This window comes from Mucilaginibacter sp. L3T2-6 (genome assembly GCF_030519355.1).
In the GTDB taxonomy this organism is placed as follows: domain Bacteria; phylum Bacteroidota; class Bacteroidia; order Sphingobacteriales; family Sphingobacteriaceae; genus Mucilaginibacter.
Genome location: NZ_JAUMKC010000003.1, coordinates 126936 through 139267, shown reverse-complemented (window position 1 = coordinate 139267; position 12332 = coordinate 126936). Strand labels below are relative to the sequence as shown.

General features: G+C 47.8%; 13 protein-coding genes. 10 read left to right on the top strand and 3 right to left on the bottom strand.

Features of this window, described 5'->3' with window-relative positions; translation table 11 throughout:
* The first annotated feature begins 88 nt into the window (after positions 1–88).
* The 4 genes from Q3W13_RS05000 to Q3W13_RS04985 all read left to right on the top strand — a co-directional run bounded on the left by Q3W13_RS05000 (position 89) and on the right by Q3W13_RS04985 (position 3468).
* Entirely contained in the window at positions 89–370 is a 282-nt protein-coding gene (locus Q3W13_RS05000; RefSeq protein WP_302861831.1) for a hypothetical protein, read from the top strand.
* A gap of 104 nt (positions 371–474) precedes the next feature.
* Positions 475–2226: a DUF4209 domain-containing protein gene (locus Q3W13_RS04995; RefSeq protein ID WP_302861829.1), complete on the top strand. Its 1752-nt coding sequence runs from the start codon at positions 475–477 to the stop codon at positions 2224–2226.
* A gap of 169 nt (positions 2227–2395) precedes the next feature.
* A complete protein-coding gene (locus tag Q3W13_RS04990; RefSeq protein WP_302861827.1) occupies positions 2396–2725 on the top strand; it encodes a hypothetical protein in 330 nt (109 codons plus the stop codon).
* A gap of 101 nt (positions 2726–2826) precedes the next feature.
* Complete coding sequence (locus tag Q3W13_RS04985; RefSeq protein WP_302861826.1) at positions 2827–3468, top strand: hypothetical protein; 642 nt, start codon at positions 2827–2829, stop codon at positions 3466–3468.
* An 88-nt stretch (positions 3469–3556) separates the two neighbouring features.
* On the opposite strand, the gene Q3W13_RS04980 is transcribed toward Q3W13_RS04985, so the two are convergent.
* Together Q3W13_RS04980 and Q3W13_RS04975 are read right to left on the bottom strand one after the other, a co-directional pair.
* Positions 3557–4135 (bottom strand): hypothetical protein, encoded by a 579-nt coding sequence (locus Q3W13_RS04980; RefSeq protein WP_302861824.1) that lies wholly within the window; start codon positions 4133–4135, stop codon positions 3557–3559.
* Positions 4136–4303: 168 nt separating this feature from the next.
* The gene (locus tag Q3W13_RS04975; RefSeq protein ID WP_302861823.1) at positions 4304–4882 is read right to left on the bottom strand and encodes a UPF0758 domain-containing protein; all 579 of its coding nucleotides are present in this window, start codon (positions 4880–4882) and stop codon (positions 4304–4306) included.
* A 122-nt stretch (positions 4883–5004) separates the two neighbouring features.
* On the opposite strand from Q3W13_RS04975, the gene Q3W13_RS04970 reads away from it, so the two are divergent.
* Positions 5005–5427: a hypothetical protein gene (locus Q3W13_RS04970; RefSeq protein ID WP_302861822.1), complete on the top strand. Its 423-nt coding sequence runs from the start codon at positions 5005–5007 to the stop codon at positions 5425–5427.
* Positions 5428–5612: 185 nt separating this feature from the next.
* Here Q3W13_RS04970 and Q3W13_RS04965 read toward each other — a convergent pair whose 3' ends face one another.
* The gene (locus Q3W13_RS04965) at positions 5613–5792 is read right to left on the bottom strand and encodes a hypothetical protein (RefSeq protein ID WP_302861821.1); all 180 of its coding nucleotides are present in this window, start codon (positions 5790–5792) and stop codon (positions 5613–5615) included.
* A 596-nt stretch (positions 5793–6388) separates the two neighbouring features.
* Here Q3W13_RS04965 and Q3W13_RS04960 point away from each other — a divergent pair.
* From Q3W13_RS04960 to Q3W13_RS04940, 5 genes are read left to right on the top strand one after another with little or no spacing between them, the layout of a single operon-like run.
* Positions 6389–6994, top strand: a complete 606-nt coding sequence (locus Q3W13_RS04960) for a Crp/Fnr family transcriptional regulator (RefSeq protein ID WP_302861820.1) — start codon at positions 6389–6391, stop codon at positions 6992–6994.
* Positions 6995–7009: 15 nt separating this feature from the next.
* Positions 7010–7918, top strand: coding sequence for a hypothetical protein (locus Q3W13_RS04955; protein ID WP_302861819.1), 909 nt, complete (start codon positions 7010–7012; stop codon positions 7916–7918).
* Positions 7864–10596: a hypothetical protein gene (locus Q3W13_RS04950; protein WP_302861818.1), complete on the top strand. Its 2733-nt coding sequence runs from the start codon at positions 7864–7866 to the stop codon at positions 10594–10596. The genes Q3W13_RS04955 and Q3W13_RS04950 overlap by 55 nt, the downstream gene beginning before the upstream one ends.
* A gap of 27 nt (positions 10597–10623) precedes the next feature.
* Positions 10624–11589: a hypothetical protein gene (locus tag Q3W13_RS04945; RefSeq protein ID WP_302861816.1), complete on the top strand. Its 966-nt coding sequence runs from the start codon at positions 10624–10626 to the stop codon at positions 11587–11589.
* Between the two features lie 24 nt (positions 11590–11613).
* A complete protein-coding gene (locus Q3W13_RS04940; RefSeq protein ID WP_302861814.1) occupies positions 11614–12330 on the top strand; it encodes a hypothetical protein in 717 nt (238 codons plus the stop codon).
* The last annotated feature ends 2 nt before the right edge of the window (positions 12331–12332 follow it).

Sequence of the window (12332 nt, the reverse complement as noted above, 5' to 3'; positions counted from 1 at the left end):
CACCTATCCTCCCCAAATTTTGGTGAGGATCGTTTCAGGCCCAAAAACTAATTTTACCGCCATTATTAACCATAAAAAATTCAAGCGTATGACAACAAGCGAAGTAGCCAAAGTGTATGAGACTGTACTCTCCATACCAGGCATGAATGAGGGTGTGAAAATTGATGTCAAAATCAACCGCAAGGCCGTACTATTGCTACACAGCGTGGTAGGCAATGGCCTGAATGCCAAAGAAGGCGAAACCGCAGAGCTGTTAAAATTACTGCCGGAGGAAACAGTGAAAGAGCTGAAGGACTTTAACGACGAGTGCCTAAAAAAAGCCGGCCTGATTGAACTCAGTGAAAAGCTCAAAGCCCTGCATGGTAAGTGATGAGATCGGGCCGTAATACCTTCAAAGGTCTTACGGCCCGATAGTTTACTGACCGCATATTTTCAAATATTTATTAGCTGGTAACATCGTACCTTCGGTTTCAAATGGATAATTACCTGGAATTAATTTATGCCCAATTAGCAGAGCCGGATTACGCGGCCGGCAACCTAAGGTGTATGCTCCAGGATCAGGATCAAGTTACGCAGTCCCATTTAACCACCGAGATCAAATGCTTCGAACTCCGGCTGGACGACGGCAATCTGGAACCCGTATTTGCTGCCGGGGATTTTAAACAGACGGACATTAGCCAGTTGACCGCACAGGAAATCGCGTATATCAAAGACCGGCTTTCTGTAGAAAAGGATAAATTTCTTATAGCCAGGTACGCCCATATCCTGTTTATCAAAACCCGAGATAACCGGTATGCGCTTTTGGCCATACCCGCTTATCATGATTTAGCTTCGGAATATTTGACCCTGTTACCCGCCAAAACCAGAAACAACATTGATTTTATGGACATGGTGGAGGCTTACGCCTACTTATCATTTACCATAAAATACCAGGTTGAAGAATGCCGGGATCAATTGGCAAGTTGGTATGCGAAAGCAAATCAAAAGGCTTTTTATTACGAGTGTTTTTTAAAGTTATTTACCAGGTCCAAACTTTTCAAACCGGCGCAGTTGTCGGGCTTTACGGAAAAGGCATTAAGCTATGTGCACCAACTGAATTGTGGGTTTGAAGCTGAAGATTTCCTGGAAACCTGTCTCGCCTTAGCCAAAAAAGAACAGGCAGACCAACAGCCCATCTATACGCTCATGGCGGAAAACCAGTTGAAGCTCGCGGATAAGCGCCCGGACGATACCGGGTTAATCAGGGCGGACTGTTATTTAAAAGCCAGCGAGTATTATAAAAAGGCGAAGAACTACGAAAAAGCCAATGAAACTTTAAGACTATTGCAGGCACATAAAAAGGACATCAAATTGGACTATGTTACTGTGCGGACAGACACCAGCAAAACCGATGACGCCATTGCCAATATCGCAGATTATATGCTGGCCAGCCAACCGCGCTCGGTATTTATTGCACTGGCTATTGACCAGCGGTTGCTTCCTGATATTTCAAAATTTAAGCCCAATAAAGACGCCGCCTTTTTAAACAGTGTACGTGTTTCCGCATTTGATATCAACGGCAACACCCAGATATTATCTGATTTTGAAAAGAAGCGCCGGGATATTTTTATGGATGTGCAGTTCCGGATAGAATTGTTCATCCCTTTTTTAATCAAAGAGCTGGTAAATAAAATGAAAAAAGCAAACCGGGATTTTGTGGCCGAAGGCCTTGATTATTTTAGCCATACCTGGTTCCAGAATGAACTGGCAAAAACGGCTTTAAGTGATACCCAATTTACCTACCGGTGGATGACCAGCCTGCGCCCTGCATTGGAGATCCTGTTAAAGGTTAACATTACAGACAAAGCAAAACTGCTGACACCGGAAGAACAGATGGCATTTGATCAGCTCGCCATGAAGTTTGAGGGCCTGCTGCGGGATCTCTGCGGCATGGCGGGTTTAACCACGATTAAAGTAAGAGAAGATCAAACTGTCAATAAAGATGTTAACGAGCTTTTGCAAAGCCCCGAATTACAAACCAAATTTAAAAAGGACGACCTTGATTTTTGGCTTTATACGTTCACTGCTTGTGGCTATAATATCCGGAATAATGTGGCACATGCTTTTTATCATGACCATAATTATACCGTCGCCCTATCCAACATCCTGTTAGTGGCTTACGTCCGGCTCGCCAAGTATAACGATATCGTCCGGCAGGCCATGAAGACTCGCGAAATACAAAAGTAAAGCACAAAACTTAGGGACAACTGGATGGCTTTGCATTCGCGATCCTTAAAATACCCAGTACGCATTAAAATAGTTTTGAGTATCCGGAAAGCATGTTTAGATTTGATATTATTCCATGATAACCGATGATATTATCTTATTAAATATAGCTTCCTAAACCAAACTTGTTATGGCTAAAAGAGACCCGGAGAAAACAGCAAGAAATAAAATCATAGATGAATTAACAGCCAGGCTTCAGGCGATGGAAGCAGAAGTGCTGAAGAATACCGGTATCGATTCTGTCCATTCCCTGCATGGTAAGATCGGCGGAAAATTCGCGGATTATATCGACATCAAAAATGAGGTGATCATCTCCGCAGACCATTTTATCAGCTCCTGGTTGCAGGGATATGAAAAACGGGTATTGGAAATGAGGGACTATCCCGACAGTCCCGAATGCGAAACCTTCAAACTCTTACAAAAGCATAAAGTTTTTAAAGAATACCTGCTTGTTTTTTAGAGCGGACCTATCTCAGAAATTATGAAGCCTTATCAAAACTTCGCCCGGCAATTGAGGATAGCGAAATCTGGATCGGGCAGGAAAATGCATCTTATGGGTTATTGATCACCCCACGGTTTCCGAACGATAAATGGGAAAATGATAAAAGTGAGATCAGGCATTTCGACAAGAAATACTGGACCATAGGGCATGTCTTAAAAACAGGGCTAGTAGTGCCTGACGAATTTGAGATCATGACTTTTTCATCAGTGGACGATTACCTGAAATTCTTTAAGAACGTCATTGTGCGGAATTCCGGTTCGGTTTATGAAAAGGCACTTGCACAACATTATATCGACTATGTAAAAGGACATGAGGACCCGGAAAGCGTGCCATTGCTTATTCCTGAATTTCGGTATGATGGGTTATTGAAAAAGCATAAGTACAGACTCGATTTCACCATTATTCAATCAGATAACCTAAATAAAGTTGGCTTTGAACTTTCCCCCTGGTCAAGCCACGGACATCTGGCCAAAACAGCCAGCTTGACCAATAAGGAGATCAATGAAATGGCCAAAGATAACTTTGAAAAAGAAATGCGCAAACACCGCGATTTTTTTAAAAAGCATGGTGTATTCGTGATGATCTATACCGATACCGAACTCGCCGATACCAAAGCTATTTTTGAGGACATGAAGAAATATTTAGAGCCAAAAACGGCAGGCAAGCAGTTGAAATTTCATATCATGGAAGATTTTCTTTAAAAAGGACCTGCTGAAAAAATAAATAGCACGGATGCGTATAAACTATACCGTCTGCGCATTAGCTACCCGTTTGTTGAATAAACAACGATTAAAATAAAGTCAGCTGCACCATACTGACTTCACAGCTTGCTATCGCTTTTAATGTTTTTTGCAGCACATCCTGTTTGTAATTCGTCGTATCGGAATTACCGATATACTGCGACATTTTAACTTTCATTTCACCCAAAGCAGCCGATAAAGCCGCTTCCCGGTTAGGATATTTTGTGCAAAAAACGCACAGCGGCCCGCTGCTCCCGGCAGTACCATAATTACAGCTTAACGAGTAAGCCCAAACCCCGTTAGGCCCGTGGCCGATACGGATACTGCTTTGTTCCAGCTTGATTTCTTCAAAGTCCATGAACTTCGGTGCAGCGAACCACCCATATTGGTTAAAAGCAATTTCCGTAAACCCGAATTCCAAAGCCTCACGATGTTCACGGACGTTCATTAATATCTGCCTGAAGCTATCCCCGAAACCCGCGAACCAAGCTAATGCTTCCGCATCCTTATTCTCGATAACCGCACTGATCTCCGCCAGTAGCTCCAGTTCATAGCGCGTCAGGTGGTTGTCCGCCTGGTAGCTGATGATTTCATTTTTGGACTGGAGGGTTAATGCAAACTTTTCCATAAGCAAAAAATTAAGTTTTTATTACCTTACAGCGCGCGGCAGGTGCCTGTCAAGGGCCCCGCAGCGCGGGGTTTATATACCCTTGACAGGCACCTGTATAGCGCGCTACCTTTGTGCTAAAAACTTAATTTTTGATGGGAAAGGCAGCAGACCCAAAGACCGGAAACACTATTGCGCCGCGGCAAACGTGCGCCGACCCAACTCCAGCGCCGCCAGCAAGGTAGCCGCTTTCGCTACACCAATCCCCGGAAACCGGCAAAAGTCATCCGCCGTCCGGTTCAACAGCCGCGCCGGTGAATCCTTAACCGATTTCATGATCCGCTGACAAAGGTCCAGTACGGACAGCTCCGACGAACCCGTACACAACAGGATCGCCAGCAACTCCGCATTGCTCAGCGTACCCGCGCCTAATGCATGCAGCTTTTCACGGGGCCGGTCATATTCCGCAATCGCTTTCATGCCTTTCGGGTCTTTTACCAGTTCCATCCTCACCTCCGGCGGTGACAGTTCCCCATAAGCGAGCTGTCCCAGGATCATGGACAGCGCTTCTACGAAAAATGCCAGGTCTTCTTCCCACAACTGCACCGTATTCCGTTGAAACTGACCCTCAACATATTGCTCACTCGAAGTGATCAGTAAGATATGCGTATCGTTCTTTGCTTTTTTGACATCAATAAAATAATGCTTTTTCCCGTGCCCGAAACTTTCCGAAGCCAGGTTCGGGTAATTTGTCTTGACTGCTTCCATAATTTAATGATTAAATGCCAGACAAAGCTCCGCCTAACCGCAATCAATTTTAATTTTTGGCTGTTGTATAAACGATTATAACCGTTTCAATCCCAACTAACCCTTGGCCGAAATACCGGATCATGAACGAGATCAATTCAGAGAAACCTATTAAAACCTGTTTGGAATGCGGCGACCCGCTCGGTCCCGGCCGTGAAGACCGAAAGTTCTGTAACGATATCTGCCGGACTGCCTACAATAACCGCCGGCGCAAAGAGCCAGGCCGTGAAAAGCCAGACAAAACCAGCAGCGAAAACCCCGCCTTTCAGCAGGTCTACCAAATACTCGTCAAAAACAGGGAGATTTTAATGCTGCATGACTACTATAAAGAAGAACCCTATTTCCTTCGCGACCTGCAGGGCCACGGCTTTAACCTCAAGTATTTCACCAGCGAGTACACCCTGGAGGGCACCGGCATTTTCAAATTCTGTTTTGACTATGGCTACCATATTAAAGAAAGCGGGCGCGTTTATATCCTGAAACGCCCTGATGAGATTTTTTGCTAATCCTGATCTAGCAAAATAAACAAGGCAACTGCCCGCCCCGCGGGCTGTTGCGTCCGCCGGCAAAGCGGGTGAACCGCAAGGACGTGCGCGCCAGCGCGTGGACTGGAGGTGAACCTGCTGGCCGGCATGTAAATCAATCAAAAAAGTTAAGCCCTCAAATCGTTACAGCTTAGGCAAATGGCCGTTTATAGCGGAACAGCCTTTACGCTTATGATACAGGCTGCAATAATTTCATCCAGGGTGCTTGCATATTGACTATTATCCAGCAGCCAGTCCAGGTTTTCCTCTGACAACTCCAGTTGGTTTTCATTCAGGTCGGTCAGCGTTAGGATTTTGGTTTTCTTTTTCTGGTTTTCCTTTAACAAGTCCAATGCCGGAAACAGCAAACAGATCTACCTGACCGACAATGAACGGCGGATGATCCTCAAATTCCAGGGCGATCCCCAAAACATCAAATCCGCTATAGTGGTTTCCCTGCAAACTTTTATTGAGAAAACAGAAAACGCCACCCAACGTTAGCTTCGCAAAAACCAGTCTAACGCACTCACACTAAAAAAGATCTCACCCTTCCCCCAAAATGCGTGAAGTCATTTAACTCAGCCGCACGGCCTGCCTCAACCATAAACTGGTAGCCGGACACTTTGCGATCCTTCAACATACCGTCGAAACCAGCGATCGCCTCCCACCACAACCCCGTATCAAACAGGCATAATAGGGCCATAAATCCGTCCCGCCCTATCAACTTAAATGATACCCCCTCATAAAAAAGCTAAAGCTACCTGTTGAATCGATTAAAAAAACAATTGTAAGTCAAGTAGTTAGCTAATAATTCCAAATCTTTATTGGAATATTTAAATATTTTTTCAGAAACTTGCATTTAACCAATAATTAAAAATTAACCATAAATAAAATAAAAACTCCACGCTGCAGCCCATAAAATTTCGAACTAAATCAAAATTATATGACTGAAACAGAAGAAACCCAGGCATTCGAAGGCCTTTTCAGAGTGTTCAATTTTATCGCACCCCTATCCTACGCCTTCCTGCAAAGGGTACGCACCTATCTCCGCCCCGAGAGCCACCCCAAAAAAACAATCCTGCTCACTGAAGGAAACATCGCCCGTAAAATCTATTTTATCAGCAAAGGCTTCGCCCGCTCCTTTTTTACCGACCGGGACGGACGCCAGCACACCCTCTGGTTCATGGGCGAAGGCGACCTCATGCTCAGCGTGTACGGCTTTTACCGCCAGCAGCCCGCTGCTGAAAACATCGAGCTGCTCGAAGACAGCATCCTGCTGTCACTTACCTGGGAACTCGTGCAGACCGTTTACAAAGATTTCCCCGAGTTCAATTACCACGGGCGCCTCCTCACCGAAAAATATTACCTCATGTCGGAAGAACGGGCCGTGCTGCTGCGCACCCGCAACCCCGCAGAACGCTACGCCAACTTAGTTGCAGCCCATCCCGATATCTTACAGAAAGCCTCGCTGAAAGACATCGCCTCCTATTTAAACATCAACCAAGAAACCCTCAGCCGGATACGCGCCCAGAAAATAACCGCCCGGTAACCAATATAACGCCGAATGAAAAGAAAGATCATTTACAGCTGCCTCACATTGTTCATCATCCTGCAGGGCTGCAAGAAAGACACACCTGTAACACAACCCGCCCGCCAGGCGACAGATACCACGACCTTGTCGCTCGCCGCAGCCAGGAACTGGTTCAATAACCAGCCCGCCCCCTCAGCCGGAAAAAATCAAAACAGCGCCAGCCAAACTTTCTCCCTCAGAAAACTTACCGTAGCATGGGATAAGGTCACTTCCAATACCAACGCGGCAGGCAACTACTGGCTGGCAGCCACCGGCGGGAGCCCAACAATCGGCAAGTACCTCACCGGGTACCGGAAAATCGCCTTTTTTAAAACCGGCAACCACGCCGTCACCGCCCGCATACTTGAAATCATACCCGACGGCCTTTACCTGCAGCTTAAACAAAAAGCCACAACCGCAGATTTTACCGGCAGGCTGTTTATCTACGATACCAACTATCACCTGCTCGGCGGCAAAATATTTTCCGGCGGTAAACTAGCCGGCGAAATCAAACCGCAAAAAAATCAAACCCAAAACAACACCCTGCATACCGATAACATGCAGACCATCACCGCCTGCGAATGGCACGATTCCAATTATATCAATGCCGAAGGGGAGCTCGTTATCTATTCAGAGCAAGTTTGCACTGACACCACCATCGATGACGGGCAGGGAGACTTCGACGGCGGCACCGGCGATTACCTCGGCAATGAAAGCGGCGGAGGCGCAACAAGTTCAACCGCCCCTCCCGTCTCCAACCTCCCCGGCGAAAACGGCCCCGGCGTCAACCCCAAAAGCCTCATGGACTGCTTCGGCAACATTCCCGACGCCGGCGCCAGGTGCACCGCTTGTGGACAAGGATCATTTCGACAGGGGCCAGCACAATCGTATATCATCACGTAGCGATCAGCGCCGGCTCAGACAGAGTCAGTCAATCCGGCATTTTTACCGTTAACGGCAATTTCTCTACCGCCGGATTTACCGGCACTTACAGTAAAACAACGAGCAGCTTAACGATCGGCGGCGATTTTATTCTAGGAACCGGCTCAACATGGTCATCTACCTCCGGTACGATAACATTAACATCGTCAGGTACGGCAAACATCAATACCAATGGGGTCAGCGTCAACCAGGCCATCGCCATCAACGGCACGGGCTCGTTTACCTTACAGAACAACCTGGACTGCTCCGGCAGTATCGCTACGCTGTTTAATATCCTGCAAGGCACCTTCAACGCCAATAACTTTAATCTGACGGTTCCGCTTTTCAACTCGTCGAACGCTAATGTAAGAACGATAAACATGGGCAGCGGAACATGGACAATTACCGGCAATGCCACCACGGTATGGACATTAAACACATCAACCAACCTGACCTTTAATTGTAATACTTCTAAATTACAGTTTACGTATTCCGGTTCATCCGGAACCCGGACGATCGGAACCGGATCTACGCTCGTTTATTATGATTTTTATATCACTGGCGGTGCAGACACCATCGTCATCGCGTCGTTATTTTGCCACAATTTTAACACAACAGGTTTTACAGGCACCTACAGCAAAACCACTGCTACCCTAAACGCGAGTGGTGATTTCATCCTCGGCGCCGGCTCAACCTGGAGCTCCGCCAGCGGCACCATCACTTTAAGTACCACCGGAACGGCCGTGCTCAATACCAATGGCGTAAATGTTAACCAGTCGGTAGCCATAGCGGCGACCGGAACGGTAACCTTAATGTCAGACCTTAACCTGACGGGCTCCGTCAATGCCACGCTGACGCTGACCTCCGGAACCTTTAACGCTAATAATTTTAATATAACGGTTTTTTCTTTTAACGGCAGCGGAACCGGCGTGAGGGCTTTGAGCATGGGTAACGGCACCTGGACGATAACCGGCAATAATACAATCATCTGGAGTTTCAGCACCATAACCAACCTGACGTTTAGCGCGAACGGCAGCACCCTGCAGTTTACCTATGCAGGTGCTGCCGGGACAAGGGGATTCACAACAGGCTCTACCACCATTGCCTACAACAATATTTCCATTACCGCCGGATCGGATACGTTTAGCTTGAACAGCACGCTGACCGCAAACGGCAATTTCAGCACCGATGGATTTACAGGAATATTCACCAAAGCCTCAAACAGCCTAACCATAGGAGGCCACTTTACCTTAGGAAGCGGCTCCGCATGGAGCACCACTGCCGGCGCCATCACATTGATTTCAACCGCTGCTGTAAATATTGACACAAACGGCGTAAATGTTAACATGGCTTTAACGATCAACGGCGCCGGATCCTTCACTTTGCAAAATAACCTCGACCTCACAGGCACGATAGCGGCAGCGCTGACGGTGACCCAGGGTACATTTAACGCGAATAGTTATAATGGTTCCTGCCCGATATTCAGCAGCAGCAACAGTAACGTAAGGTCCATAAACATGGGCAGCGGCCTATGGACCATTACCGGCAATGGTACAGCGGTTTGGACCATAGGCGGCACCCTGACCAATCTGACTTTTAATGCCGCTGGCTCAACCTTGAAATTCATCTATGCAGGCCCGGCCGGTTCAAGGACCGTTAACTGGGGTGGTTCAACATTAATTTACAATAATGTTCACATCGCCGCCGGATCCGATATTTTTTCACAAGCAGGTTCGTTTGCGGCGAACGGTAACTTTTCGACCGCTGGCTTCACAGGGACATATAGTAAATCGTCGTCCAGTTTAATATTGCAGGGAAGCTTCACTTTGGGAATGGGTTCGGCCTGGAGCAGTACCGGCGGAACGATAACTTTAACAGCATCCTCGGCCGTCAGCATTAATACCAACGGGGTTAAGGTCAACCAGTCGTTAAATATCAGCGGCGCCGGCACCTTTACCCTTCAGAACAACCTGGATCTATCGGGTAACGTGCCCACAACGCTGACGGTTACCACCGGCACCTTTCTTGCCAACAATTTTAACGTAGCGGCTGGTTTCTTCGCGAGCAACAACAGCAACCCCCGCACCATTGATATGGGTTCGGGTACGTGGACACTTAACGGATCCGGCGGGGCCGTGTGGAATTTGTCCGCCATAACCAACCTCACCCTGGTTACCGGCACCTCCTCCCTGGAATTTACCAGTAATGATTCTGCAGCAGTAACCATGAACACCGGCGGCGGCGCCATTTTATATAATACCATTGCATTTAACAGGGGCGCCGCCAGCGGCTCAATCGTCATCGCCGGCGACCTGAACTGCAACAGCTTCAGCGATACCGGCACAGCTGCACATACCCTTACCGTAAATAATGGCAATACCCTGGCAGTGAATAACAATTGGAATGTTACAGGGGAAGCCGGTAACCTGATTACGCTTACCAGCTCATCACCGGCAACCGGCGCCTTTCATTTAATCAACCTGAGCGGCGCACCTTTTACCAGCGATTACCTGAACATACAGCACAGCATAGCTACGCCCGGCAATTACTGGCTGGCGGGTTTAAACAGCGTGAACAACCAGGACGTTGCCGCACCGGGTGCAGGCTGGGCTTTTTCCAGCCAGCCGGTTTTACAGGCAGGTTTTCTTTCATCGATGTGATATAGTGTAAAAAATTCGATAATAATTATGGCCAACACCAGCTGCTTAACTACCACACCCTTCTCGCTCACCGGCGATACCTCTTTTGACGACCAGCAGGTCTCCTTCCAGCTGGCATTCAACAGCCAGTCTGACCGGGATACCGTAAAAGCTTTTGAATGGTACCTGGATGAAAATCTCGTTATAGACCAGAACCTGCCGGAACTGACAGGGGAAGTAGCCTGCGGCAATCACACCGTTGCGGCAAGGATATTAACCGATGAGGGCTGGAGCGGCCTACAGAGCCTCGACTTCACCACCTGTTTTGTAGCCATAGGCGTTGACTACACCCTGGCCGAACAGGCAGTGCCTTTTGTAGACGTAAACATGCAGATCAAAGACCAGGTTACAGGGGCCATTATTAAGGACCTTTATTGGGCCGACAGCGGCACATTGAGCCTGAATACCCTGGATAAGTTCAGTGTAGAGGTGTATGCCGTGTACACATCGGTCCTGCCAGGCGCCGTCATGTATCTGCAGGTCACCAAGAATGGCGAGGTGGTATTTGAAGGCACTAAGCCGGCGGTCGCACTAAGTGAAAACCCCGGTTCATCCATCATCTTCCGCGATACCCCGGCGAGTACCGATCATTATGAACTGTTTGCCGCCAGCTACTCCGACCCCTCGCTGAACTATACCCTGGCGGAGCAGCTGGACCCCTTTGTGGATGCTAACCTGCAGATCAAGAGCGGGGAGCAGGTACTGGCGGACGTGGTATTCAGCGGCTCGGGAACCGTAAACGTTACCAAGGACGAGCCGGTAACCTTTATCGCTACCGTCGGACAGGATTCGGTAGGGACGACGAACCCGACGTTCAATCTTACCGTCACTAAAAACGGCGCCGAGCTGACCAACCAAACCCATGCAGCAAACGCCGGAGCTATATTAACATACGATACGACTATGGAATCTGGAGCCGTGTATGAAATGGTCGTAAGCACGCATTCTGACTAATACTAAAAATCAACCCAACTGAACATGAATAAATATCTCTTTTCCTGCCTGCTTTTACTCATTATGACCGGTGCGTTTGCCCAGCAAAAAAAAGTCGCCGTAGTAACGTTTTACGTCGATAAAAAAGTTGACCTCAGCGCATTCGGCCTCGAGACGGCCGCCGACCTGCTCAAACTGGAGCAGGACCCGAACTTTAATATGGAGCCGCCGCTCAGCCATTTCCACCAGGAATTTTTTGATAACTATGCCAAAAATTTCCCTTTTGCGCTCGTGCCTGAAACCGAAGTGACCGGCAATCCCGCTTACCAGGCCCTGGCGATCGAAGATGAGCCCTATGCCAATAAAGAGGTCAGGTATGCCGCCACGCCGGGCTATAAGGTCATCGATTACAATTGGGGCACCAAAAACGAAAAAAACCTCCTCGCCCTGTTCAAACAGTATGACGGGATCATGTTCGTCTACCTCAGCTTTAAAATGGAGAAAGGATTTGCCATCAACGGCAACGGCACCACCAAGATGAGGGCTTATACCCATATCGTCCTGCTGAACCGCGATGACCAGAAGGTATTCAATATCAATGAAAGCGCAACTTCCAAAACAACCGGTGTAGTAGTCGGCAACCTGCCCATTATGAAACCGGAGAAAATATTGCCCATGTGCGAAAGTGCGTTGGCTGAACTGATGGAAGACCTTCAGAAACGGATACCGAAACTCATAAAAAAAGCAGACGCAAAATTATAAAT